The organism is Niallia oryzisoli, from assembly GCF_043641075.1.
Lineage (GTDB): Bacteria > Bacillota > Bacilli > Bacillales > Cytobacillaceae > Bacillus_BD > Bacillus_BD oryzisoli_A.
Genome location: NZ_JBHZRC010000004.1, coordinates 181,643 through 206,750 on the forward strand (window position 1 = coordinate 181,643; position 25,108 = coordinate 206,750).

General features: G+C 38.5%; 23 protein-coding genes. 4 read left to right on the forward strand and 19 right to left on the reverse strand.

Going from position 1 to position 25,108, the window contains the following annotated elements; genetic code table 11:
- The first annotated feature begins 141 nt into the window (after positions 1-141).
- Positions 142-1,134: a tryptophan--tRNA ligase gene (gene trpS / locus ACHUFV_RS14795; RefSeq protein WP_394235422.1), complete on the forward strand. Its 993-nt coding sequence runs from the start codon at positions 142-144 to the stop codon at positions 1,132-1,134.
- Between the two features lie 53 nt (positions 1,135-1,187).
- Here the strand turns inward: trpS and ACHUFV_RS14800 are convergent, their stop codons facing one another.
- The 4 genes from ACHUFV_RS14800 to ACHUFV_RS14815 form a co-directional block, all read right to left on the reverse strand.
- A complete protein-coding gene (locus ACHUFV_RS14800; RefSeq protein ID WP_394235424.1) occupies positions 1,188-1,937 on the reverse strand; it encodes a YjbA family protein in 750 nt (249 codons plus the stop codon).
- A 99-nt stretch (positions 1,938-2,036) separates the two neighbouring features.
- Positions 2,037-2,813 (reverse strand): DUF2268 domain-containing putative Zn-dependent protease, encoded by a 777-nt coding sequence (locus ACHUFV_RS14805; protein ID WP_394235426.1) that lies wholly within the window; start codon positions 2,811-2,813, stop codon positions 2,037-2,039.
- A gap of 129 nt (positions 2,814-2,942) precedes the next feature.
- Positions 2,943-4,181 (reverse strand): beta-ketoacyl-ACP synthase II, encoded by a 1,239-nt coding sequence (gene fabF / locus ACHUFV_RS14810; RefSeq protein WP_394235428.1) that lies wholly within the window; start codon positions 4,179-4,181, stop codon positions 2,943-2,945.
- Positions 4,182-4,242: 61 nt separating this feature from the next.
- A complete protein-coding gene (locus ACHUFV_RS14815; protein ID WP_394235430.1) occupies positions 4,243-5,175 on the reverse strand; it encodes a beta-ketoacyl-ACP synthase III in 933 nt (310 codons plus the stop codon).
- A 260-nt stretch (positions 5,176-5,435) separates the two neighbouring features.
- Between ACHUFV_RS14815 and ACHUFV_RS14820 the strand changes: the two genes are divergently transcribed.
- Positions 5,436-5,711 carry a hypothetical protein gene (locus tag ACHUFV_RS14820; RefSeq protein WP_394235432.1) on the forward strand — a complete coding sequence of 92 codons (276 nt, stop codon included), beginning with the start codon at positions 5,436-5,438 and terminating at the stop codon, positions 5,709-5,711.
- A 59-nt stretch (positions 5,712-5,770) separates the two neighbouring features.
- On the opposite strand, the gene ACHUFV_RS14825 is transcribed toward ACHUFV_RS14820, so the two are convergent.
- The 3 genes from ACHUFV_RS14825 to ACHUFV_RS14835 form a co-directional block, all read right to left on the reverse strand.
- Positions 5,771-6,754, reverse strand: a complete 984-nt coding sequence (locus ACHUFV_RS14825) for a BMP family ABC transporter substrate-binding protein (RefSeq protein WP_394235433.1) — start codon at positions 6,752-6,754, stop codon at positions 5,771-5,773.
- Between the two features lie 53 nt (positions 6,755-6,807).
- Positions 6,808-7,593, reverse strand: a complete 786-nt coding sequence (locus ACHUFV_RS14830; RefSeq protein ID WP_394235435.1) for a hypothetical protein — start codon at positions 7,591-7,593, stop codon at positions 6,808-6,810.
- A gap of 145 nt (positions 7,594-7,738) precedes the next feature.
- The gene (locus ACHUFV_RS14835) at positions 7,739-8,479 is read right to left on the reverse strand and encodes an alpha/beta hydrolase family protein (RefSeq protein ID WP_394235437.1); all 741 of its coding nucleotides are present in this window, start codon (positions 8,477-8,479) and stop codon (positions 7,739-7,741) included.
- Between the two features lie 255 nt (positions 8,480-8,734).
- Here ACHUFV_RS14835 and ACHUFV_RS14840 point away from each other — a divergent pair, with 255 nt between their 5' ends.
- Complete coding sequence (locus ACHUFV_RS14840) at positions 8,735-8,926, forward strand: YjzD family protein (protein ID WP_394235439.1); 192 nt, start codon at positions 8,735-8,737, stop codon at positions 8,924-8,926.
- An 88-nt stretch (positions 8,927-9,014) separates the two neighbouring features.
- Here ACHUFV_RS14840 and clpB read toward each other — a convergent pair whose 3' ends face one another.
- The 9 genes from clpB to argC all read right to left on the reverse strand — a co-directional run bounded on the left by clpB (position 9,015) and on the right by argC (position 21,467).
- Positions 9,015-11,612, reverse strand: a complete 2,598-nt coding sequence (gene clpB, locus ACHUFV_RS14845) for an ATP-dependent chaperone ClpB (protein ID WP_394235441.1) — start codon at positions 11,610-11,612, stop codon at positions 9,015-9,017.
- Positions 11,613-11,736: 124 nt separating this feature from the next.
- A complete protein-coding gene (locus ACHUFV_RS14850) occupies positions 11,737-11,916 on the reverse strand; it encodes a YjzC family protein (RefSeq protein ID WP_394235443.1) in 180 nt (59 codons plus the stop codon).
- Between the two features lie 85 nt (positions 11,917-12,001).
- Positions 12,002-12,967, reverse strand: a complete 966-nt coding sequence (gene argF, locus ACHUFV_RS14855) for an ornithine carbamoyltransferase (protein ID WP_394235444.1) — start codon at positions 12,965-12,967, stop codon at positions 12,002-12,004.
- Entirely contained in the window at positions 12,964-16,077 is a 3,114-nt protein-coding gene (locus tag ACHUFV_RS14860) for a carbamoyl phosphate synthase large subunit (protein ID WP_394235446.1), read from the reverse strand. The genes argF and ACHUFV_RS14860 overlap by 4 nt, the downstream gene beginning before the upstream one ends.
- The gene (locus tag ACHUFV_RS14865; protein WP_394235448.1) at positions 16,070-17,146 is read right to left on the reverse strand and encodes a carbamoyl phosphate synthase small subunit; all 1,077 of its coding nucleotides are present in this window, start codon (positions 17,144-17,146) and stop codon (positions 16,070-16,072) included. Before ACHUFV_RS14865 ends, ACHUFV_RS14860 begins: the two co-directional genes overlap by 8 nt.
- Positions 17,147-17,243: 97 nt before the next feature.
- Positions 17,244-18,383 (reverse strand): acetylornithine transaminase, encoded by a 1,140-nt coding sequence (locus ACHUFV_RS14870; RefSeq protein WP_394235449.1) that lies wholly within the window; start codon positions 18,381-18,383, stop codon positions 17,244-17,246.
- Entirely contained in the window at positions 18,376-19,155 is a 780-nt protein-coding gene (gene argB, locus ACHUFV_RS14875) for an acetylglutamate kinase (protein ID WP_394235451.1), read from the reverse strand. The genes ACHUFV_RS14870 and argB overlap by 8 nt, the downstream gene beginning before the upstream one ends.
- A 12-nt stretch (positions 19,156-19,167) precedes the next feature.
- Entirely contained in the window at positions 19,168-20,397 is a 1,230-nt protein-coding gene (gene argJ, locus ACHUFV_RS14880; protein ID WP_394235453.1) for a bifunctional ornithine acetyltransferase/N-acetylglutamate synthase, read from the reverse strand.
- 35 nt (positions 20,398-20,432) lie between these two features.
- Positions 20,433-21,467, reverse strand: a complete 1,035-nt coding sequence (gene argC / locus ACHUFV_RS14885; protein ID WP_394235455.1) for an N-acetyl-gamma-glutamyl-phosphate reductase — start codon at positions 21,465-21,467, stop codon at positions 20,433-20,435.
- A gap of 319 nt (positions 21,468-21,786) precedes the next feature.
- On the opposite strand from argC, the gene ACHUFV_RS14890 reads away from it, so the two are divergent.
- Positions 21,787-22,485, forward strand: a complete 699-nt coding sequence (locus ACHUFV_RS14890) for a Crp/Fnr family transcriptional regulator (protein WP_394235457.1) — start codon at positions 21,787-21,789, stop codon at positions 22,483-22,485.
- A 21-nt stretch (positions 22,486-22,506) separates the two neighbouring features.
- On the opposite strand, the gene ACHUFV_RS14895 is transcribed toward ACHUFV_RS14890, so the two are convergent.
- The 3 genes from ACHUFV_RS14895 to ACHUFV_RS14905 form a co-directional block, all read right to left on the reverse strand.
- Positions 22,507-22,938, reverse strand: a complete 432-nt coding sequence (locus tag ACHUFV_RS14895) for a respiratory nitrate reductase subunit gamma (protein ID WP_394235459.1) — start codon at positions 22,936-22,938, stop codon at positions 22,507-22,509.
- Between the two features lie 154 nt (positions 22,939-23,092).
- Complete coding sequence (gene mobB, locus ACHUFV_RS14900; RefSeq protein WP_394235461.1) at positions 23,093-23,611, reverse strand: molybdopterin-guanine dinucleotide biosynthesis protein B; 519 nt, start codon at positions 23,609-23,611, stop codon at positions 23,093-23,095.
- Positions 23,599-24,864 (reverse strand): molybdopterin molybdotransferase MoeA, encoded by a 1,266-nt coding sequence (locus ACHUFV_RS14905; protein ID WP_394235462.1) that lies wholly within the window; start codon positions 24,862-24,864, stop codon positions 23,599-23,601. Before ACHUFV_RS14905 ends, mobB begins: the two co-directional genes overlap by 13 nt.
- Positions 24,865-25,108 lie beyond the last annotated feature (244 nt).

Consider the following 25,108-nt stretch of genomic DNA (forward strand, 5'->3'; position numbering starts at 1 on the left):
TAATCATAGGGATGAATGGTCTTTTTTAAGCCATAATGGAAAGCAGTCTCACAAACATGACACTCTAATAGTAAATTAAAGCGCCATACTATCAGTTGAATATAAACTTACAATGATCAACGATTGAAGGAGGATACAATAATGAAAACCATTTTTTCCGGTATTCAACCAAGCGGCACCATTACCCTTGGAAATTATATCGGGGCATTAAAACAATTTGTAGAGCTGCAGGATGAGTACAACTGTTATTTTTGCATTGTTGACCAGCATGCTATCACAGTACCACAGGATCCGATTGTATTACGTAAAAATATTCGTTCTCTTGCTGCACTATACCTTGCTGTCGGTCTTGATCCCGAAAAGGCAACATTATTTATTCAATCTGAAGTTCCCGCACATGCACAGGCAGCTTGGATGATGCAATGTATCTCGTATATAGGTGAACTTGAACGAATGACACAATTTAAGGATAAGTCAGCTGGAAAAGATGCCGTTTCCGCTGCCCTTTTAACCTATCCCCCGCTTATGGTTGCTGATATATTATTATATAGCGCAGATTTAGTTCCTGTAGGGGAAGATCAAAAGCAGCATCTAGAATTAACACGTGATCTAGCTGAACGCTTTAATAGAAAATACAATGATATATTCACTATACCTGAAGTTAGAATTCCAAAGGTTGGAGCTCGTATTATGTCTCTTCAGGATCCAACAAAGAAAATGAGCAAATCTGATCCAAATCAAAAAGCATTTATTTCATTGCTGGATGAACCAAAGCAAATCGAAAAGAAAATCAAAAGCGCAGTTACTGATTCAGATGGTATTGTTCGATTTGATGTCGAGAATAAACCAGGTGTATCAAATCTTCTTTCTATTTATTCCATTTTATCCGGAAAAACAATTACAGCGATAGAGTCTCAGTACGAGGGAAAAGGGTACGGAGATTTCAAAGGTGAGCTTGCACAGGTTGTAATGGATGCTCTCAGCCCGATTCAGCAAAAATATAACGATTTGATGGAATCAACCGAACTGGACGATATCCTTGATAAAGGTGCTGAAAAGGCAAATCAAGTGGCAAGTAAAATGCTGAAGAAGATGGAAAATGCCATGGGGTTGGGACGGAAACGCAGAAGATAAGCCATCACAACCGGCAAATAAAAAAAGGAGCTGAAATAAGTCAGCTCCTTTCTTTAATTTACTTTATGACCTTGCTCCATATCCCATAATTTCTCAAAAAATGGTTGTCCCTTTATGATATTCTCACAAAAGTTTTCGTGCTTCGTTGTCCAGCCAAATTTTGCTTGTTCATATAATTGCTCCCAGGCCTCATCGAACTCAAGATCTTGAATGGCTTGATATAAGTCAGGTCTCCATTCTGTATACCAATAGCGAACTTCTGCCACATTTTTTGAAGTATACAGCTGATCTAAAGCCATAAATAAGAGCTGTTTTAGCTGTCTTTCTTTCCTGGTGAGACCCTTCATTAATTCTGGCTGTGGAGAAAGGATGTGGAATTCCTTCATTTGAGTTGGAGCGGGAGTAAAATCATAATGCAATACTTCACTCGTTTCCAACATTTCAAAGGCAAGCTGCTCCTGCCTAGGAATCAGTCTGCTTTTGCGAATAGGGATGCTGTAGCCGATTGTATCGACAGCTATAATGCCGACTCCATCAGAGACAACAAAACAATAATCAAGCTGACAGCGCTCATGGTTTTTTCGTAAAAAAGCTTTTTGATAAATTTCGTCTAATAATTGCTGTGGTAATTCCGCCATGTCATTTTCAATGTAGTTATAAAGAATAGGGTCTATTTTCAATAAAGGGACTTGATCAAGCAATTCGACGCTATCATCTTTGCGCCATTCATGAAAATGACAAACATTATAGCCATTTTCTTCCCCTTCAAACCAGTTAACCCAAACATCATGAAGATACATCATTTATTAACCCCTCACTTCAACTAACTGTTTGTCATTCAGTATAGGCAGATAGAAGTTAAATTATTCCTTAAACTACATATTACAGCCATATTTTGTTCATTATGGAATCATATAATCCATCAATTTTTCTGACTTAACAGAAAACGTATCTTGAATTGAAAAATGCTTTTTCTGGCTTGCTTTTTTAATAAGCCAATACCCTAAGGAATACCCAAGTAAATCTGGATATCGGAACTTTCCAAACAGAATAGCATCATGAATGGGGTCTGTTCGTTTTGCTTGCAGATGTTTTTTAACATCTCGTTCCCAGTAATGGCGAAGCTCTTCATCACTATATCTGGAAACCCAATTAGCATTATAGGAATCACCACAATAGGTTGTTACGGCATGCTCAGCAAACCCTTCCATAACAAGGGAGTCAATTAATGTATAGTCTTTCAACGGTTTATGCGATTCATTTAATCGGCAAACGTGATGATATTCATGTACAAATAATGCCTCAAGCTCTTTTTCTTCATTATTATAATGCGAGAGAAACAGAATCATTGCATCTTTAAAGGATACTCCACCTTTCATTTCACTTTTAGAAGCCCGTTTTTTTCCAAACGGAAAAATATAGACGGGAATATCGGGGCCATTCCATTTTTTCTGATATTCAGCGTATAGCTTTTCAACCTTCGTCCAACTATCTGACTTTTTCAGTTCATGAAAGATTTCATTTGTCATTCTACTAGGTCTATACATTCCAAAGGTCAATAAGTAGCGATACAGCTCAGATTCACCTTTATCTTTAAAGGATGATCGCATCTGCCTGCATATTCTTAACGGATCATTAAAATACTCATCCAGCCATTTATCTGTTCTTTCTATCCCCATACAAACCATCCTCCCTATCTCACTATATGAAAGAAGAAATTGATTTGTTAGTGATGAAGAAAGTGGTCTTAAAAAGGCCGCATCCTCTCACTAGATGCGGCCTTTTTACAGTAGAATTTACCCTTTTATTTATTCATATTTCTTAAAAACAAGTGTAGCATTATGTCCGCCAAAGCCTAATGAATTACTTAAAACAGCATTCACTTCCTGCTTTCTAGCTTCATTTGGAACGTAGTCTAAGTCACACTCAGGATCTGGTGTTTGATAATTAATTGTAGGTGGAATAATTCCTTCTTTGATGGAAAGAACAGAGATGATCGCTTCGATTCCACCTGCAGCCCCTAATAAATGGCCTGTCATCGATTTAGTTGAGCTTACTGCAAGTTTTTTTGCGTGATCAGCAAAAACCTCTTTAATCGCTGCCGTTTCAAATTTATCATTGTAGGCTGTGCTCGTTCCATGTGCATTGATATAATCAATATCCTCAGGCTTTAAACCGCCATCATTGATTGCCATTTTCATAGCACGGGCACCACCCTCTCCAGCAGGAGCGGGAGCTGTGATATGGTAGGCATCAGCGGTCGCACCATAACCAACAATCTCTGCATAAATATGAGCGCCACGAGCTAAAGCATGCTCTAAATCTTCCAAGACCATAATACCTGCTCCTTCTCCAAGGATAAAGCCATCCCTGTTTTGATCAAATGGGCGGCATGCTGTCTTAGGGTCCGGATTTGTACTAAGTGCTGTATTTGCGCAGAAACCTGCTACAGACATATTGGTAATCGGCGCTTCGGCACCGCCGGTAACCATTGCAATGGCATCTCCGCGTTGAATAACTTTAAATGCATCACCAATTGAATTTGTACCTGTTGCACATGCTGTTACTGTACAAGAGTTGAAGCCTCTCGCCCCCAGTGTAATAGAAACCTGACCTGCAGCCATATCAGGAATTAACATAGGTACAAAGAAAGGGCTAACTCGTCGATACCCTTTATTGAGAAAGTTCTGGTATTGGTTCTCAAATGTTTCCATTCCACCGATTCCAGAACCAATCCACACACCAATACGATCAGAGTTTTCTTCATTAATGTCAAGACCCGCATCCTTTACTGCCATGAGTGAAGCTGCAACAGCAAATTGAGTAAACCGGTCCATTTTGCGGGCATCTTTTTTATCAATAAAATCACCCGGTTCGAAATTTTTTACCTCTGCTGCTACTTTTGCTGGAAAGTCGTCTGCATTTACCCTTGTTAATGGACCAATTCCACTAACCCCTGCGACTATATTATTCCAAGTAGTTTCTACATCATTTCCAAGCGGCGTCACAGCACCAATTCCTGTAACAACGACTCTGCGTTTTTCCATTATGAATGCAACTCCTTTTGCTTTTACTTTTATTTTCAATTCTGTTTTCGATGGTAATTAATTATTTGCCCCAACGTAAAGCAATCGCACCCCAGGTTAAACCTCCACCGAAGCCAACCATCACAATGATATCATCATCTTTAATTTTACCTGCTTGAACTTCTTCAGCCATGGCAATTGGTATGGATGATGATGATGTATTGCCATACTTTTTGATTGTTTTTGACATTTTTTCATCCGGAAGTCCTAGACGCTGCCTTGATGCTTCCATAATGCGGATATTTGCCTGATGTGGAATGAGAAAATCAACATCCTCTTTATTAAGACCTGCTTTTTCAATCACATTAACCGAGCTATCAGCCATTTGACGAACAGCAAACTTGAATACTTCACGGCCATTCATGATAATGTACTCGTCCTGGTACAAATGCTTTGCACCAGTACCATCAGCACCAAGCTCAAAGGACAAAATACCTCTGCCCTCAGAAACACGGCCCATGACAACAGCGCCTGCTCCGTCTCCGAATAGCACAGCTGTATTACGATCCTTCCAGTCTGTTATTTTAGAAAGCTTTTCTGCACCTACAACTAGTACATACTTGTATGCATCACTTTCAATAAATTGCTTAGCCGTTATCATTCCATACATAAACCCTGCACATGCAGCGCTTAAATCCATTGCTGCAGCATTTTTTGCCCCAAGACGCTCCTGAAGAATACAAGATACTGTTGGGAATGGATGATCCGGTGTAACAGTGGCTACTAATATTAATCCGATTTCTTCAGCGGAAATATTGGCATCCGCCAAAGCCTCTACAGCAGCTTGATAAGCTAAATCTGAAGTATCTGTATCATCACCAGCAATTTTGCGTTCCTCAATTCCAGTTCTGGTTCTAATCCACTCATCATTTGTATCGACAATTTTTTCTAAGTCTTGATTTGTTATTACCTTTTCTGGTAATGATTTACCAATCCCAATTATCCCTGCATTCATTATGTCCACTCCTTAAACACGTATGTTCTAGTTTCGTTAACGATACTTTAATAATCCTATTATCAAATATTATGACTTGGTACTAATTTTAACCTATAATAAGGATATTTCGCAACAGTATATATGATAATTAATTGACACTTCATTCAAAGGGAATCATAAAAAGTCCATTCCATTCTGCCTTTTTTTTCATATTTTATACTATAGCATAAGCAAAGCAGCCACAGGATTTTATCTAAAAAGAAAATGGAGGGTTTGGTATGGAGAATGAAGAACAAAAAGATTCTAATACGGAGGAACAAGATCCTTTTACAAGACTTATGTTTGGCAGCGGGAGAAGCAGTCAGCCCCAACAAAATGATCATGAAGACCGAAATCGGCCCGTTTCAAACGAAAACAACCAGTTAAATGAATTATTATCGAATGTGAATGTAGATGAGTTGATGAAAAATATAGATACATTGGTGAGCAACGCTTCACATTTCAAGCCAATACTGAATAAGCTGGGACCGTTAATCAACAAATGGATTAAATAAATAAAAGAAATAAGCTGACTCCCATGTACAAGGGTCAGCCTATTTCTTTCCGGTCTCTTTTATTCATTGGGAAGTTCCCCGGTTTCTTTGTACTTTTGAATCGATTGATTTATTTCATCGATAAAATCTTGTTCTATTATCGGACTAAAGGTACCAATGGAAATGATATCACTTTGAAAATCATAGGTAATATTTCCAGATTCTAGTTGCCCCAGATTAAATTTTTCTGCTGTATTCTCATATAATTTATCCACCTCTTGGATGGTACTTGTTAATACTGTTTTATTGCCTAAATCTGATTGATCTGATACATATCCGATTGCATATAGTCCCATTTCCTTTACCCTTTCAATTACAGGTACACTAAAGCTGTCACCTGCAGGATAGAGAATGTCATATTGATTGGCAATCATATCATTAGCAATCTGTAAAGCCTTTTCTTTATCATCAAAATCATTAACATACTGGATATTCAGTTGAGCATTTTTGTTTTGATATTTAACCCCTTCGTAGAAACCCTTTACTTCCGGCTGCCATTCGTATGCAGGAATAATACCAATCCTATTTGATTTAGTCATATGGCCGGCAACCATTCCGGCGAAAAACCCACTCGCATAGGAATCGAGGATCAAGCTTGTTACATTTTTATTTTTTGCATCACCGTTAAATGTGATAAAGTGAATATCCGGATACTTTGGCGATAGTTCAGAGAAATATTCGTCATATTCATGACCGTGTCCATAAATTAAATTTACACCTTTTTGCGAGTATTCCTTTACTGCTCTTTCAACCACGGACTTAGAATTCATTCCCTCTTTATAGTACACATCAACATTAAAACGGGATTGAATTTTTAACAATCCTTTGTACCCCTTGGTACCCCACGCTTGATCATTCACACTGTCTGTTATTAACAGACCCACTTTTTTTAGTTCACCTTGATTTCCTGCTTGTCCACAAGAAGTAAGTACAGCTAATAGGCACAGAACAAGGACAACGAACCGTTTCAATACAATACAACTCCCATTTAAACAATAATCCATCTTACATTTTACCGTTAATGCTCTATAGTTGGTAGTTCTTTTTTACTATTTTTCTATTTTATTTGTTTTAACTTTGCCAAATGTCTACTTTGCATGTCGATTCCTTCAGGGATGAGAGTACCTTCTACATCCACTACAATCATATCCTGACTGACCTTTACTTCCTCATTGGTATTCTCAATTGATGTTTGTTTTAATAGTAAGGAAGCTGCCTTTTTCCAATGATCATTTATTGCACTTTTCAAGAGAATTTCTTTATTCTCCTTTTCCTCCAAATGATTCATAATATGATACACAACATCAAAGATGAATAGAGCATCATTAATCCATTCACGTTCATCAATCATAACCGGTTTGTCCGGGTCATGAATGGCCTGTTGAAATGCAAAATGAAGCGGCTGCCAAGGACCATAAATGGTCGGCAGGTAATAAATCTGATAATGCTTCTGATTTTTGACTAGCTGTAATGGGAATTCTCCCGCTACCTGCTTATTGCAATATTGTACTGGCAGGAATATTATACAATGAACATTATTATCCACAAGAGTTTGTTTTAAAATTGATTGCAGTTCATTCTCTTTATGCTTTCTATAATAGCTGTAATAATCAATGAAAAGGACGGTGTTGTCCGATACTGTGCGTTCCAGTTCAAAGGCTGCTTCATCCTTTTCAATAAAATTACTATTCCTTCCAACACTAAACCGCTTCTCCTCCAAATAATCGTCATCACTTGAGGAAGATAAATGGACACCTGTTACTTCTACTCCTTTTTCAAGTAATGAAAGACATAAATGGAACCCAATAAACTCATAGGTTCCTAAAATGACAGCCTTGTCCATATTAGTAAGCCTCCCTGTACATAAAATCTTACAACATCATATGCACAGGGAGCGTCAATAATATCTAAACGATGAAAGTTTAACTTGAAGGTGTCAGTAAGGTATTTCATTTCAGAACCTATGCAAGGAAAAAGCAAAACAATATTTATAATATTTTTTCATGACTTTTTAAGAAATGAATGATTTGGTTATCCATTTGCAGTCTTTTTTCCGGAACCATATAGCAAACAGAGATTGGAACCTTTTCTTCTTCCCATTTAACCGATAATTGATTGAGTAAATAGGACTGTTTATAGGCGCGGCTGTCTGTTAATATATGAATGACTTTCATAGGAATATTTGTGATGGTTGAGGGTGGCGGGGCGTCAATTTGCGCAAGCTCTTCGATGATTCTTTCAACCTCAGATTCGTAGGCAACTGAAAGCTCTCGAACTAATTTTTTATAAAAAAACTTACGATCCTTTTCCAGCTCAAGGTGCTGCTGTAAGGACAAAATAGGATTAATTAGTACAACGGAGCGAATGCAGTCCTTCGCCTCATTTAGTAATTTTAAGGCAGCCAAAGCCCCCATTCCTTCAGCAATAATGTGAATTTTGGTGTTTAGTATTTCCGAACGTATCATATGGTCATAGAGCCGTTTTGCTAATTTTACCGCTTTCACACTTCCCCAATTCCGTCCGAATAGATTGCTGTAAAAGATCGTATAGCCCGCATCCTGGAGTGACTTTAACAGCGTACACTTCCCTTCGTTTTGTAACCAATAGCTTGTATGTTCATCTACAAAGTGTCTTTCATCCCCAATGATAAGGATACCGAAACCTTGAGGTCTTTCAGGATAGTGGATGATATTCCATTCGGTATCCAATTGAAAGTTCCGGATCTCCATTATTTTTTCTCCCCTTCACGGTAGTTTACGTAAACAACTGCTCGCTACACTTTCGACAATACCTATCCAAAACCTTTTTATGCTCGTATTATTATTGTATGAAGGTAAATAAAAAATGAATGGGATTTCCGCCTAGTTTGTACTATTTGATGCGATATGAAGCAAACTACTCTTAATGGAATTAAAGTTTTCTTTATTATTTGACATCAATATGCTAAGATAGATAAAGATATTAAAGGGTTAGAGGTGAATACTGTGCGTTATTTTTGGACTTTATTTTGGACTGTTCTTCTTATGGAAATGATTACATACGTAGTAGGTTCTATGTTGGGTGCCGAGTTTAAAGTTGAAACAGGTGTTATTCTAGGAGTAGTTACTACCATTTTACTATCCATTATCCCTGCTATCCTTCCAGATACTCCATCTGGCCATGACGGAGCTCATTAATCACTTTCAAAAAAGAATCAAGGAAATCAGAGGCTGACTCCATTACAGAGTCAGCCTTTTTTCTAGTTGTCTTATGATCTTGTTTGTATTACTGTATGTCAAATCCAATATCGTTATTTTCCACAATGATGGTAACCAATTTATTTTCGCGTATATCTCCGGAAATAATTGCTCTTGCAAGCTTTGTCTCAAGATTTCTTTGGATAAACCGTTTTAATGGCCGCGCTCCATATACCGGATCAAAACCGTTTTCTGCAATATATTCTTTTGCATCATCTTTTATTCGTAATCTTATTTGCTGCTCTGAAAGTCGTAATTGCAGTTCATTAATAAGCTTACCAACAATTTCTTTAATATTTTGCAGTGTAAGTGGTTTAAATAAAATAATCTCATCAACCCGATTTAAGAATTCAGGACGGAAATGGTTCCGCAGCTGTCCCAGCACAAGTTCTCGTGTTTCTTCCCGGATTTCTTCTTCCCCTTCATGCTGATCAAGCAGAAAATGGGAACCGATATTTGATGTCATGATAATTACTGTATTTTTACAATCAACGGTTCTTCCTTGCGAATCTGTAATCCTTCCATCATCAAGCATTTGTAGTAGAATATTGAAAACCTCCGGATGAGCTTTTTCAATTTCATCTAACAAAATGACGGAATAAGGTCTCCTTCTCACAGCCTCTGTCAGCTGGCCGCCTTCCTCATAGCCTACATATCCCGGCGGTGCACCAATAAGTCTTGAAACTGAATGCTTTTCCATATATTCAGACATATCGAGACGAATAATCTGCTCTTCGCTATCAAATAGACTTTGAGCTAATGCCTTTGCAAGCTCTGTCTTCCCTACTCCTGTTGGGCCAAGGAAAATAAACGAACCAATTGGACGTTTCGGGTCCTTAATACCAGCCCTTGCCCTCAAAACCGCATCGGATACAAGCTCCACTGCCTCATTTTGTCCAATGACTCTTTCATGAAGTATACTTTGAAGCCTTAGAAGCTTTTCACGTTCGCCTTCAACCAGCTTTGTTATCGGTATTCCTGTCCACCGTGCCACAATTCCGGCAATCTCGTCTTCTGTAACTTCTTCTCTTAATAATCTTTCTCCCTGCTTGTTGCTCACTTCGGCTTCTATTTGCTTCAATTCTTTTTCAAGAGCAGGGATTTTGCCATGTCTTAGCTCAGCCGCTTTATTTAAATCATATTCATTCTCTGCTTTTTCCAATTCACGCCTTAATTTCTCTAATAACTCTCGTTTTTCCTGTACCTTTTGAATTCCTTCCTTTTCAAGCTGCCACTTGGCTCTCATGGCATCAGCCTGTTCACGATAATCAGCCAGCTCTTTTTGCAGCGTTAAGAGTCTCTCTTTACTAGCCTCATCACTTTCTTTCGCTAAGGCTGCTTCTTCTATTTCTAGCTGCATGACTTTTCTTGTTACTTCATCTAATTCAGAGGGCATTGAGTCAATTTCAGTCCGAATCATGGCACAAGCTTCATCAATCAAATCGATTGCTTTATCCGGTAAAAATCGATCAGAGATATAGCGGTCTGAAAGGGTTGCTGCCGCAACCAAGGCACGGTCATGTATATTCACTCCATGATGTACTTCAAATCTCTCCTTTAATCCCCGCAATATTGAAATCGTATCCTCAATATCTGGTTCTTCCACAAGCACCTGTTGGAAGCGCCGTTCCAAAGCAGGGTCTTTTTCGATATATTTTCGGTATTCATCAAGTGTGGTTGCCCCTATACAATGGAGCTCTCCTCTTGCTAACATCGGCTTTAACATATTACCGGCATCCATGGCACCTTCGGTTTTACCAGCACCAACAATTGTATGAATTTCATCAATAAAGAGCAGTATTTGACCGTCACTTTTTTTCACTTCATTTAGTACAGCCTTTAACCGTTCCTCAAACTCCCCGCGAAATTTAGCCCCGGCAATTAAAGCACTCATATCAAGCGAGAATATCGTCTTATCCTTTAATCCTTCCGGTACATCTTTACGAACAATCCTTTGAGCCAATCCTTCAACAATTGCCGTTTTCCCAACACCTGGTTCCCCGATTAATACAGGATTGTTCTTTGTTTTCCTAGATAAAATACGAATGACATGGCGAATTTCACTATCCCTGCCAATTACAGGGTCTACTTTCCCCTTTTTCACTTCCTCAACTAAATCTCTGCCATACTTTTTTAGAGCCTCGTAAGTTCCTTCCGGATTTTGCGATGTCACCCTCTGATTCCCCCTAATGTCTTTAATAATCTGCAGGAGCGATTTCAAATCAACCCCTTTATTTTTCATATATTTCCCCATTTCAGATGGAAGAGAAACTGCTGCCACGATAATATGTTCAACAGAAAGATAATCATCTTGAAATTGCTTCATATATTTTTCGGCTTCAGCCAGCACTCGCTGCAATTGATTTGTAATATATAGCTTTCCTTGCTCCACACCGCTTCCGGAAACACTCGGTCTTTTTAATAATTGTTGCTGTAATTCGTTCTTTACCTCCACAACCTTAACATTGGCTTTTTCAAGAATAGAATGGATTAGACTACTACCATCTTCGAGCAATGCAAGGAATAAATGAACCTCATCTACTTCCTGATGTTCTTCTCTGACTGCGATTGATTGGGCGTCCATAATCGCTTTTTGCACTTTTTCAGTCATTTGGTTGATGTCCATTTTTCTTTGCCTCCTTTTGACCTTTTTTGACCTTTATTTTATTATACCCCTCTTTTTTATAAAATAAAAGTAAGCCAATTTCACTAAAAGTAAAAAGACCATCCTTATTGGATGGTCTTTTTGATTATGGTTTTCGTGCATACGTCCAAACACGATTATGATTTGAATTTTCAGGAAAGGCATCTCCAGCCTTCAGTTTTAAGCTTTTTGGATTAACCACTGTGCTTCCTGTTTCACCAATTTCTATATAGATACCGTTATTCGGAGCCTTTTGTCCAGCACGGAACTGACGATTTTGACCCATTGTAATCCCTCCTTATCCTTGAATCCTTTTTATTATGGCTATTTTAGAAAGGATTCATGATGGAAAGATAAGGGCATCTTAAAGCTTACTTAAGTAATTCTACAAGCAGGGCTTTTTGAGCATGGAGTCTGTTGCCCGCTTCTTGGAAAACAGCGGATTGACTGCCATCAATTACACCGGCAGTTACTTCTTCACCGCGATGTGCAGGAAGACAATGAAGGAAGACGTAATCATCCTTCGCATGCATAACAAGCTCTTCGTTTACCTGATAGACTGGAGCAAATGCTTTTAAGCGAATTTCATTTTCCGCTTCTTGACCCATACTAGTCCAGACGTCAGTATAAATAACATCAGCATCTTTAACTGCTTCAATTGGATCTTCCGTAACGACTATGTTTGCTCCTGATTCTTTGGCAAATTCAAGTGCCATGTTAACCACTTTTTCTTCAGGTTTATAGCCTTCAGGGCATGCTATCGAGAAGTCCATACCCACTTTAGCAGCACCAATCATTAAGGAGTGTGCCATATTATTTCCATCACCAATATAGGCCATCTTCAAACCTTTTAGCTCGCCTTTAATTTCAAAAATGGTTAATAAGTCAGCTAATACCTGACATGGATGGAATAAATCAGTTAAACCATTAATGACCGGAATAGAAGCGTATTTAGCCAATTCTTCTACTTTTTCATGCTCAAACGTACGAATCATAATACCATCTAAATATTGAGATAGCACCTGTGCAGTATCAGAAATAGGCTCGCCTCTTCCAATTTGTAAATCGTTGCTGCTTAGAAATAAAGCATTACCGCCTAGCTGATACATTCCAGCCTCAAAAGAAACACGGGTTCTTGTTGATGATTTCTCAAAAATCATGCCAAGCGTTTTGCCCTTTAATGGAGTATAACTTTCTCCAGCTAATTGCAGCTCTTTTATTTTTTTCGCTTTTTCTAATAGACCTAAGATTTCGCTAGGTGAAAAATCAGCCAATGCTAAAAAGTCTTTTCCTTTTAAATTTAAGTCCTTTTCTAAAACTGATAGATCTGATTTCATACTGCACTCACGTCCTCTTTTATCAAATTGTGCCATTCCTCAATTGAATGAACGGTAAAGTCTTTTATTGTTAAGCCTAAAAGAAAAGCCTGAAGACTTTCTTTTTCAGTAAACGTAATTACTCGGTTTCTTGTTGCAATGGAACGGAGCAGTTTATCTTCATCTAGACCACCTGGATTATAGTATGCAATTGTATTTGCATCCTTTAAAACGGTTTCCGCATCTTTTTCTAGGACAATTGTAGCACCTGATTGCTCTGCAAGACTAGTAATATTTTCTAATTTTTCTAATGTGCTGACAACAATGACATTTCCTGTCTTTTTCTGTAATGAAACATGAAATGCCTTGCGTAAGGCCTCTGGTAGACTTTCAGCAATGGATATTCCTTCACCTGTTGAACGCATTTCCGGACTTACTTTTGAATCCAGACCATTTAATGCATAATAGGAATAAACTGGGTACTTCACGCAAACATACGGTACATCTGCGAATTCCTTTGTATCTTTATCCGACAGAGTGTATGTCCCAAGTAATACCTTTGTTGCCAATTGAACCAGTGGAACACCTGTCACTTTACTAACAATTGGAACCGTACGACTTGCACGCGGATTTACTTCAAGTAAATATACCTGATCACCTTCAACGATATATTGAATATTCATCAGACCCTTGTAGCCAAGCTTTTGAACAATCTTTTCAGCATAGTCTCTCATTTTTGTTTTAGCCGTTTTTGTTAATGTTTGTGCCGGTAAAACAGAAAGACTATCTCCGGAATGAACACCTGTTTTTTCAATATGCTCCATCATGGCTGGAACACAAATATTTACTCCATCCGCTACAAGATCAAGCTCTGCTTCATAGGCCTGCATGAATTGATCCACAAGAACCGGATATGGTATATCTCCATTCTCTAGATAAGCAGCCAAATCCTGCTCATTATTGATACGCTCCATTCCTTTACCGCCAATGACATAGGATGGTCTAATCAGCACAGGATACCCAATATTATCGACAATGCTTGTAATCTGGTCGTGGTCATAGGCAATATCACCTTGAATATGCGGTATTTCTAATTCATCCAATAATTGATAGAACAAATCACGATCTTCAAGTACATCAATCGTATTTGAATTTGTACCAAGGATGGTTACCCCATTGTCCTCTAATTGCTTAGCAAGGTTTAGAGCTGTCTGACCTCCCAGCTGAACAATCACTTCGGAAATGCCTTCAGTTTCAATGACATTTAATACCGTCTCTAAAATTAATGGTTCGAAATAAAGGCGGTCAGCTGTCGCGAAGTCCGTACTTACTGTTTCCGGATTATTGTTAATTAAAATGGTTTCTACATTTTCCTGTTTCAATGCTAGTACACCATGGACAGAGCAATAATCAAATTCAATTCCCTGCCCAATTCGAATTGGACCGCTTCCGATAATCGCTACCTTACGCTTGCTGCTTGGTGTTTGTTCATTTTCACCAAAATAACTGGAATAAAAATAATTTGATTTTGCTTCAAACTCAGCTGCACACGTATCAACCATTTTGTAGACAGGAAGAATGCCAAGCTGCTTTCGTTTTTCCCGAACTTCTTTCTCTGACGCACCCCAAGCACTTGCAATAAAATTATCACTGAAGCCTCTTTCCTTCCACAATTGGAGAGCTTCTGCTGTTACAGATTCAAGTGATGAGCCTGAAATTTCCTGCTCCATTTGAATCATCTTTTCAAAGCCTTTTAGGAAGAACAAGTCAATGCCAGTCTTATCATGCAGTTCAGTAATCGAAACGCCTCTTCTCAACAGCTCAAGTAAAATGAAAAAGCGTTGATCTGTTTGCTCTAGTAAGGCAATTTGCAATTCATTTATTTTAAATTGCTCCAATGCTGGAAGCTTTAAATCGTTCACATTGATTTCTAAGGAATGAATCGCCTTTAATAAGGCACGTTCTAAATTACGATCAATTCCCATTACTTCCCCGGTTGCTTTCATTTGCGTTCCTAATTTCCTCTCCAAGGAAGGAAACTTATCAAAAGGCCATTTTGGAATCTTTGCCACTACATAATCAAGGGCTGGTTCAAAGCTTGCAAATGTATCACCTGTTACAGGATTGATAATTTCATTCAATAAATACCCGGTTGATAGCTTTGCCGCCATCCGTGCAATAGGATAGCCCGTTGCCTTAGATGCCAGGGCGGAGGAACGGCTTACCCGTGGATTAACTTCAATTAAATAATAATTCTTACTTTTTGGATCGAGTGCAAATTGAATATTACAGCCGCCGATGATCTCTAAAGCGGAAATGATCTTAATGGATGCTGAACGAAGCATTTGATATTCCTCGTCAGTAAGGGTTTGTGACGGGGCAACGACAATCGAATCACCTGTATGAATACCTACAGGATCAATATTTTCCATATTACAAATCGTAATGCAGGTATTGTTTGCATCCCGCATAACTTCATATTCAATTTCTTTGAACCCCGCAATACTCTTTTCAATTAAACATTGGTGGATAGCACTTTCCTTCAATCCTCCGGACACCAACTTTGTCAGTTCATCCATTGAATCAGCTATTCCACCCCCAGTTCCACCTAATGTATAGGCAGGGCGAACGATGATCGGAAATCCAATTTCTTCCGCAAAGGCAACAGCTTCCTGCAGTTCATGTACAATTGTACTTTCTGGTACAGGCTCATTTAATTCATGCATCAGCTTTCTAAATGCCTCACGGTCTTCTCCTTTTTTTATGGATTCAATTGAACTACCGAGCAGCTTCACTCCGTATTTTTCTAATACTCCATTTTCGTGTAACTGGAAAGCTAAATTTAATCCTGTTTGACCGCCGAGTGTTGCAAGAAGGCCATCTGGCTTCTCTTTCGCAATAATTTTTTCCACTACATCGACTGAAAGTGGTTCAAAATAAATGCGGTCTGCAAAACTGTGATCTGTCATGATGGTAGCTGGATTATCATTAACTAAAATAACCTCATAGCCGTCTTCCTTTAATGCCATACAGGCTTGTGTCCCTGCATAATCAAATTCAGCCGCCTGACCAATAACGATTGGTCCTGAGCCGATTACTAGTATGGAATGGATCGTTGTGTCTTTAGGCATATGCAAATACTCTCCCATTGTTCGCTTTTACTGTTTCAATAAATTCATCAAAAATGTACTCACTCTCTGCAGGTCCAGGATTTGCTTCTGGATGAAATTGCACAGTTTGTAAAGGAAACTTCTCATGATCAAAGCCTTCAACAGATTGATCGTGAAGATTCGTAAAGCGTAAAGTAAGACCTGTATCTTTAATCGATTGTGTATCGACCACATAACTATGATTTTGTGATGACATAAATACTTTTCCTGTAACCGAATCAACAACAGGATGATTGGCCCCACGATGTCCAAAAGCCAATTTCTTTGTATTGGCACCAAGGGCTAAGGCAGCTAACTGATGCCCTAAGCAAATTCCCAATGTAGGATAATGTGTAATCAGCTTTTTCACTGTTGGCAAAACCGTTTCAAGATCCTTTGGATCCCCAGGTCCGTTCGAAAGCAGGATGCCATCCGGCTTTATCTTTTTAACTTCCTCAAACGGTGTATTATAAGGAACGACAGTCACTGTACAACCGCGTTTTACTAATGATTTTACGATTGATTTTTTCGTACCAAAATCCATTAGAACAATATGCTGGCTACCGTTCCCATAGCTTTCAGGCTTAAAAACTGTTACTTTACTAACCTTTTGATCTTCCAATAACGTAATGCTTTGTTCAGTTTTTTCTGAAGTCAGTACGGCAGGCATTGTACCTTTACTGCGAATCTTTTTAACTACTGCTCTTGTATCAATGGATCCCAGCATTGGAATGCCCCATTTTTCCAAATACTCAGTCAGTGAATATTGTGATTCATAGTGAAAAGCCGTCTGCTTTGCTTCATATACAATAACGCCTGCAACATGAGGCTTTTTACTTTCAAAATTAACTTCATTTATTCCATAGTTTCCAATCAATGGATACGTAAAAACGATAATTTGATCTTTATAGGATGGATCTGTCAATACTTCCTGATAACCAGTCATACCGGTAAAAAATACAATTTCTCCCTTTATCCCATCAACGGGTGCACTCGTTAACCATTGACCTTGAAAGCAATCCCCGCTGTTTAACTGTAAATATCCTTTCATCTCGCACACCCCATGAATTTTTTGTATATTTATTGTAACGTACTAATAATTATACAGTCAACTGAAAAATTATACAGCCTAGACGGCTGCACCTAGATTATGCTTTTAAAACCTTTGATAGTATATTGATTGCCTCTTCTAATTCGGCCTTCGTTGTTGTTAATGGAGGTAATAGTCTTATCACATTTTCCCCTGCAGATAATGCGATTAATCCATTAGAACGCAGGCTCTTAAGCAGCTCTGGAACATTTTGGTTTACTTCAATTCCAATCATCATACCGATACCTCTAATTTCCATTACATTGGACAGTGGTAATAGTTTTTCCTCCAGATTAGCTCTAAAAAAGTCAGCTTTATCGTTCACTTCAGCTAGGAAGCTTTCCTGGAATATCGTATCCATCGTTGCAATAGCAGATGAAACGGAAAGCGGATTGCCGCCAAATGTCGTTCCATGACTTCCTGGGCCAAACACATCTTTGAATTTACCTTTCGCAATAATGCCTCCGATTGGCAAGCCGCTGCCAAGTCCTTTTGCAACAGAAACGATATCAGGCTTTAAACCAAAATGTTGAAAAGCAAACGGTTTACCCGTTCTGCCAATACCTGTTTGAATTTCATCGATAACCAAGAGTGATCCATGCTCTTTACATAGAGCCTCAACGCCCTTTAGAAATTCCTCAGAAGCAGGATGTATGCCACCTTCACCTTGAATGACTTCAAGCATAACCGCCGCCACATCGTTACTCATAACTTCCTTCAACGCTAGAAGATCATTAAACGGAACATAGATAAAAGTTTCGAGCATGGGGCCAAAACCTTGCTTTATTTTGTCCTGGCCTGTTGCAGACATAGTAGCATATGTCCGGCCATGAAATGATTGATTAAATGTAATAATTTTTGTACGGCCTGTAGCTTTTCTTGCCAGTTTAATCGCTGCTTCATTTGCTTCAGCACCGCTGTTTGAAAAAAAGACGAGATCCATTTCTGCTGCATGAGCTAACTTCGCTGCTGCTGTCTCCTGGATTTCAACCGGAAATAGATTTGAAACATGCCAAAACTTATTCAACTGCTGCTGGATTGCCTCCTCGACAACTTTTGGGCGGTGACCGAGGTTACATACACCAATACCTGATGTATAATCTAAATAGTTTTTTCCGTCTTTCCCATACATGATACTGCCTTCTGCCCAATCAGGCTCAATTTCCCATCTGCTGTATGTTGGAAACAGATTACTCATTGTAGCTCCACTCTTTTCCGATAATTTTTGTACCGTTCCATTCCTTGCCGTTAAAAAAGGCTGCTTTACCTGACACAATCATGACACTTGAAAGTCCTTTATCAAGAGCAGATAAGGCTGATGTTACTTTCGGTATCATGCCGCCATAGATGGTTCCATCCTCAATATACTTTTCAACCTGTTCTTTTTCTACGGAATGGATTACCTTCTTTTCAACCATGATTCCTTCTACATCTGTCACAAAAATACATTGCTCTGCGCCGATTGCACTCGCCACGGCAGCAGCTGCATAATCTGCATTAATATTTAGCTTTTGCCCTGTTGCTGTATGAACACCGATTGGCGTAATAACCGGAATGATTCCTTCTTGAATCAGGATTGAAATAAGCTGATCATTCACTTTTGTAATTTCACCGACAAACCCCAATGCTAACTTATCAATGAAATCCGCCTGTAGACATCCGCCATCACTGCCGTTTAACCCGATGGCTTGGAATCCATTTTCAGTTAATTTTTGAACAAGCTTTCGATTTGTTTGACCGGAAAGAACTAATTCTACAACCTCAAGGGTTTCTGCTGTTGTTTTTCGTAGACCATTATGAAATTCCGGCTCTACTTGATACATGGCAAGCATTTTATTTATATCCGGGCCTCCACCATGAACAAAAACTAATTGGTACCCATGGTCTTGGAGCTCTTTCAACGATGCAAAAAACGCTGGAGTCAATTCATCAAGAATACTTCCTCCACATTTTATGACAATCTTCTTCATTCTCCATCTCTCCTATGATCGATAACTGGCATTAATTTTGATATAGTCATAGGATAAATCGCAACCCCATGCCTTGCCGGTTGATTCTCCATTGTGCAAATCAACATTTATTTTAATAAAGTCTTTTTGTAGATATTCAAGTGCTTCTTCTTCTGAGAAAACCAATGGTACACTGCCTTTTAGCATCTCAATTGGCCCAATTGCAATATCAACATTTTCTGTGTTAACTGCTGTTTTTGTCTGTCCAATGGCACTAATAATCCTTCCCCAGTTGGCATCTGCACCGTAAACAGCTGTTTTAACAAGATTCGAACCAACTATTTGCTTTGCAATCATTCGTGCATCAAGCTGGTTTTGAGCTCCCTTCACTTCAACTTCAATAAGCTTAGTGGCTCCTTCACCGTCTCTTGCAATTTGTTTTGCAAGACTTTCACAAGTCAATGCTAATAGCTCTACAAATACAGGCCAATCTGAATGGTCAGGTGTTAAGGTTTGAGAATCAACCATTCCATTAGCCAATACAAAAACTGTATCGTTCGTTGAAGTGTCTCCATCAACTGTAATTTGATTAAAAGACGTTTCAGTAATTTCACTTAATGCAGCCTGAAGCCCTTCCTGACTAATATTGGCATCTGTTGTAACGAATGCAAGCATTGTTGCCATATTAGGGTGAATCATTCCAGACCCTTTGGCTGTTCCGCCCATTGTTACGGTTTTACCATTTATTTCAGCCGTATAGCATGACGTTTTCATCATTGTATCTGTCGTTAAAATCGCCGTTTGGAAAGCTACAGCATGGTCCTGCTCATTTCCTGGCTTTAATTGTTCAATTCCATGCGTAATCTTTTCCATTGCCAAATTCACACCAATGACACCTGTTGAAGCTACTGCTATGTGATGCTCTTCTATATTAAACTTTTGAGCGACAAGTCTTCTCGTCTCGTATGCATCCTGAAGTCCTTGCTCACCTGTACATGCATTAGCACAACCGCTATTCACAATCACAGCCTGAAGACGACCTTCTTTAGCGATACTATCCTTACTGACTTGAATTGGTGCAGCCTGAAACTGATTCGTTGTAAATACAGCAGCACAGCTGGCTGGAACTTCACTTATGATGATTCCGACATCCTTTTTATCGTTTTTTAACCCCGCTTCAACTCCAGCTGCCGTATATCCTTTTGGTGTTAAAAAGTTACCGCCTTGAACTTCCTTAATATGAATATTAGATACCGCCTGCACAAATGACTCCTCCTTAAATCCCATCCTCAAGATGATTATGGATACATTGGAATAAACGTAAGACCTGTTGTTTCATCAAGTCCAGTCATGATATTTGCATTTTGAACCGCCTGACCGGCAGCTCCCTTCATTAAATTATCAATGACAGATACGATTGTTAATCTGCCTGTTCTTTCATCAAGATGCAAGCCAATATCACAGAAATTAGAGCCGCACACCTCTTTAACAGACGGATAATGTCCTTCAGGAAGTACACGAACAAATGGATCGTCCTGATAATGCTCTTCATAGATTTTATATATTTCAGACAATGTTATGTCTTTTTGTACCTGTACATAAATCGTTGCCATGATTCCACGTGAAATTGGCAATAAATGTGTAGAAAATGTAATTGGTTTAATTTGATTATTCCATGCTAAAAGCTGCTGCTCAATTTCAGGAATATGCTGATGTTCATTCACTTTATAAATTTTAAAATTTTCGCTCATCTCAGCATGCATAGTGGTTCTACTCGGTTTTCTACCCGCGCCTGACGTTCCTGATTTAGCATCAATGATGATTGATGCTGGGTCGACCAGCTTTTCTTTTACAATCGGTCCTAAGCCGAGTAGTGAAGCTGTTGAATAACAGCCTGGATTTGAAATCCATTCCGCATCAGCTACCTTCTCCCGGCTCCATTCTGTCAGCCCGTAAACAGCCTTATCAATTATATGCTGTGGTGCTGCTTCATGTTTATACCAATGGGTGTATTCATCCGTATTTTTCAATCGTAAATCTCCAGATAAATCAATTAATTTGATATTGTACTCGGCAAATTGAGCGGCAAGCTGTCCTGACACACCAGATGGCGTAGCTAAAAATACTAGATCAGATTTCTCTGCTATTTCTTCCGGATTAATTATTTCAAGAACTTTATCATTAATATTGAAAAGATGTGGATATTCCTTCCAAATTGGGACTTCGCCTTTTGTCGAGTGGATGGATTGTATCTGAAAAACGGGATGTGAATGCAATATTCGCAACAGCTCAATGCCTCCATATCCTGTTGTTCCAATAACTGCAACTTTCATTTCCTTCCACCTCCGAATAGAATGACAATGAATATTTAATCATTAAATTTAATATTTATAAGATATGTTTCTATCATTATAAAACATACTCTAAAAATTGCAAACACTTTTTTCTAAAATACTATTTTGCACCGGATGACTTTCTACTATAATGATAGTATAATTTATTAATAGGCATTTTTTTATAAGCTATGTAACATGATTAGAATAAAGAATAACTAACGTTATTTTCAATTGAAAATTGTTATCATTTAGGTGCTAATAAAGAACTAACTTCTGATGCAATCTATATAATATGAGAAATAAAGGTGGTACTACTATGCAGCCATTAGCACGATTACATTTGTCTGAGGAACTTACACAATTATTACAATCTGTTCATCATATACGTAAAATTAGCAAGGGTACCTTTTTATATCAGGAAGGACAAGACGCTGCAGAACTATTTATTATCCAGAGCGGTAAAGTTCAAATCAGTAAAATGACTCAAGAAGGTCAGGAGCTTACCTTACGGATGTGTTCTGTTGGAGAAATTATCGGGGAATTAACGATGTTTTATTCATCGTCGAAATACATGCTCAATGCAAAGGTAGTTGAAAGCGGTGAGGTCGCAGTCATCTATAAAGATGAACTGGAAAAAAGACTGGAGCTGGATAATGGGCTGGCCATTGAATTTATGAGATGGATGAGCCATCAAAATCGAAAAACCATTACAAAGTTCCGTGATTTAATATTGAATGGAAAGAAAGGTGCCTTATATTCAACATTAATTCGGCTATCTAACAGTTATGGCAAAATATCAAATTCAGGTATTGTCATTGATTTACCGATCACGAACCAAGAGCTTGCGAATTTTTGCGGTACTTCCCGAGAAGTTGTGAACCGTATGCTTAGTGAGTTAAGAAAAAATCAAATCATATCTGTTGATAAAGGAATTATCACGTTACATGATATAGACTATCTAAAAACAGAAATTCATTGTGAAAATTGCCCAGTCGATATTTGTAATATTCATTAGAATGAAAAAAGCCAAAAACTGCTAAATTAGTTTTTGGCTTTTATTTTCTTTAAAGATCAAGGACTTTTTACTCTTATCAGATTTTCTAAAAAACATTGTAAAGGACCATACTAAAAAGAAAGTAAATAAAAGCATCAAATGCATTCTCGTTAGTAATGACATATTCTCAATCAAATCAGTATTTGGATGAAATGATATAAAGCTGATCCCCCAGTAGATCATGTCAAGTAAATCATTTCCCACCCCACTTATTATTAAAGTAGCAGCTCCAGATACTAAACTTAACCACAATAATGCTCTTACAGCAATGAACAGAACCATGCCAATTCCTTCAACTATTTTATTTCCATTATATAGTACCGAGTAATCACATTTCCATAAACGCCCCATCATGACAGTTATTAACACGGTATATGGATAAATAACCCATACGATCATTTTAAACATTTCCATCTATTACACCCCTGTCCCCTCTATATCATGAACATAACCCCTTACTATCATGATAAGATAAATGGACAGTTGGCGCTGTGACATAAGTCGCTAATTTTACTTTTTTCGACACATTTATAATAAAAATTTAACGATAAACATTCTTCACGCTTCATTATGTATTCAGCTGTGCTGTTAAGTAATCAACCAGCCACTCCACTGCTATTTGTTCATTTCGATGAAATGATTTGTAATGGAAGCCTTCTGGTGCATTCTCCTCGTAAAGCACTAATTGAATATTGGTTAATTGCCTAAGCAATTTCATATCCTCTTGATTACGAATAAACACAACCTTTGGATAACCTTCATACTTATGCCCCTCGATTATCATAAAATCAGGTTGAAAACCTGACATGAATTCTAGCTTTTCCCCTAAAGACCATTCAACTTGTTCACTCTGCAGAATTATTCTTCCACCACCTTCAACCAGGGAAGCCTGAGCACCTGCAGATACATGGCGAGCTGAGTCCGAATCCTCAACAATATCCGGCTTCCCACCATGACCATGATGCTTTATCGTAACAGTACGGAATCCCTTTCGCTTCAGTTCTAATAAGAGACTTTGTAAAAAGGTTGTTTTTCCGCTGTTATGGTATCCTACTATTTGAAAGACAAATGGTCTTACCAAGGCCACTCGCTCCCAATAGTATCTTCTAGTAGTAGGACATCTACTTCTTCTCCTGACTGAAATCCTCTAGTTCCTCCAGGTAAAATAATAAACGAATTTGCATTAGCCAAACTCATAACAATATTTGATTTATCCATCCCGCTTGGTTCAACCGCTAGGTGTCCATCCTGTACAAATAAATAGCTTCTGACGAAACGGGCAAAAGGATTCGCTTTTGGAAAATCAGCCTGCAAAATCGCCTTTTCTTTTCGCAGATGTGGTTTATCTGAAAATAGCAGCGTTCGAATGATAGGCCTTGTAAATAATTCAAAACCAACATAGCAGGCAGAAGGATTTCCAGATAAACCGAATAAGAGCTTTCCATTTACCTGTGCTACCGTTGTGACGCTTCCCGGCCGCATAGCGACTTTATTAAATAAGACCTCAGCACCCAGCTTTTGATAAATATCCGGCAAAAGGTCAAAATCACCAACGGATACACCGCCTGTTGTAATGAGCATATCGACGTGAGGAATACAATTCGAAATAGCTTCATAACAGGTTTCCAAATCATCAGGTAGATTTCCCATAAATTGGACTTCAGCACCGGCACGTTCAATTTGTGCCATAATCATATGTGAATTACTGTTACGGATTTTTCCCGGTGCAAGCGGCTCTCCGACCTCAAGCAGCTCTGTGCCTGTAGCAAAAAGTCCGACAACCGGTTTTTTGGCTACAGGTACCTGCGCATAACCAAACGTTGCCAGCATAGCCTGTATACCAGGATTAATGAACGTGCCTTTTGTAACAAGCACGTCGCCTTCTTTTGCATCTTCCCCGCAAAAGGAAACATTATCACCACTTTTATAGGACCGTTTGATCGACATATATTGTTTTCCGTTACGCTCACTTGTTTTCGCCAATTCAAGCATAACAACCGCATCACTTCCTTCAGGCATTTGAGCCCCTGTCATGATCCTTATTACCTGAAAAGGTCCCAGTGTTTTATTGCTGACAACGCCTGCCCCAATATGGTCAATTACCTCAAATTCAACCGGATTTGATAAGGATGCTGCTTGCGTATCAATTGATCTGATTGCAAAACCATCATAGGGTGCTTTGTCAAATGGAGGTACATTATTTGTTGCTACTAGCTCCTCAGATAAATAGCGACCGTAGCTTTCATTTATCGATACACGCTCAACCGTACCTGCCTGCTTATATTCCATTATTCTATTTACTGCTTCACCGACTCCAATCGGTATACGTTTTTCTAACATCTTACCACTCCCGTTTTTAACAAGTATTCCTAATCATATTATGTTAAATCAATTTCGCTGGCAAAAATTATAACCAATGGAGAATCTTTTTTATCCTCCGCGATAATTACTCCAATATACCCTAATCCTATCAGAAATGTAATGAACTTCGTCACGTCTATAAAAAAAGACTGTTTTGATCAAAACTTTCTTAACTGTGATACATGTCACCTTATTACATAATGATTTCATATATGCTTACTAT

What these genes read in the sequence shown, in the direction of transcription:
- trpS (WP_394235422.1), top strand. Translation starts at nt 142, where the DNA reads ATGAAAACCATTTTTTCCGGTATTCAACCAAGCGGCACCATTACCCTT.
- ACHUFV_RS14800 (WP_394235424.1), bottom strand. Translation starts at nt 1,937, where the DNA reads ATGATGTATCTTCATGATGTTTGGGTTAACTGGTTTGAAGGGGAAGAA.
- ACHUFV_RS14805 (WP_394235426.1), bottom strand. Translation starts at nt 2,813, where the DNA reads ATGGGGATAGAAAGAACAGATAAATGGCTGGATGAGTATTTTAATGAT.
- fabF (WP_394235428.1), bottom strand. Translation starts at nt 4,181, where the DNA reads ATGGAAAAACGCAGAGTCGTTGTTACAGGAATTGGTGCTGTGACGCCG.
- ACHUFV_RS14815 (WP_394235430.1), bottom strand. Translation starts at nt 5,175, where the DNA reads ATGAATGCAGGGATAATTGGGATTGGTAAATCATTACCAGAAAAGGTA.
- ACHUFV_RS14820 (WP_394235432.1), top strand. Translation starts at nt 5,436, where the DNA reads ATGGAGAATGAAGAACAAAAAGATTCTAATACGGAGGAACAAGATCCT.
- ACHUFV_RS14825 (WP_394235433.1), bottom strand. Translation starts at nt 6,754, where the DNA reads ATGGATTATTGTTTAAATGGGAGTTGTATTGTATTGAAACGGTTCGTT.
- ACHUFV_RS14830 (WP_394235435.1), bottom strand. Translation starts at nt 7,593, where the DNA reads ATGGACAAGGCTGTCATTTTAGGAACCTATGAGTTTATTGGGTTCCAT.
- ACHUFV_RS14835 (WP_394235437.1), bottom strand. Translation starts at nt 8,479, where the DNA reads ATGGAGATCCGGAACTTTCAATTGGATACCGAATGGAATATCATCCAC.
- clpB (WP_394235441.1), bottom strand. Translation starts at nt 11,612, where the DNA reads ATGGACATCAACCAAATGACTGAAAAAGTGCAAAAAGCGATTATGGAC.
- ACHUFV_RS14850 (WP_394235443.1), bottom strand. Translation starts at nt 11,916, where the DNA reads ATGGGTCAAAATCGTCAGTTCCGTGCTGGACAAAAGGCTCCGAATAAC.
- argF (WP_394235444.1), bottom strand. Translation starts at nt 12,967, where the DNA reads ATGAAATCAGATCTATCAGTTTTAGAAAAGGACTTAAATTTAAAAGGA.
- ACHUFV_RS14860 (WP_394235446.1), bottom strand. Translation starts at nt 16,077, where the DNA reads ATGCCTAAAGACACAACGATCCATTCCATACTAGTAATCGGCTCAGGA.
- ACHUFV_RS14865 (WP_394235448.1), bottom strand. Translation starts at nt 17,146, where the DNA reads ATGAAAGGATATTTACAGTTAAACAGCGGGGATTGCTTTCAAGGTCAA.
- ACHUFV_RS14870 (WP_394235449.1), bottom strand. Translation starts at nt 18,383, where the DNA reads ATGAGTAATCTGTTTCCAACATACAGCAGATGGGAAATTGAGCCTGAT.
- argB (WP_394235451.1), bottom strand. Translation starts at nt 19,155, where the DNA reads ATGAAGAAGATTGTCATAAAATGTGGAGGAAGTATTCTTGATGAATTG.
- argC (WP_394235455.1), bottom strand. Translation starts at nt 21,467, where the DNA reads ATGAAAGTTGCAGTTATTGGAACAACAGGATATGGAGGCATTGAGCTG.
- ACHUFV_RS14890 (WP_394235457.1), top strand. Translation starts at nt 21,787, where the DNA reads ATGCAGCCATTAGCACGATTACATTTGTCTGAGGAACTTACACAATTA.
- ACHUFV_RS14895 (WP_394235459.1), bottom strand. Translation starts at nt 22,938, where the DNA reads ATGGAAATGTTTAAAATGATCGTATGGGTTATTTATCCATATACCGTG.
- ACHUFV_RS14905 (WP_394235462.1), bottom strand. Translation starts at nt 24,864, where the DNA reads ATGTTAGAAAAACGTATACCGATTGGAGTCGGTGAAGCAGTAAATAGA.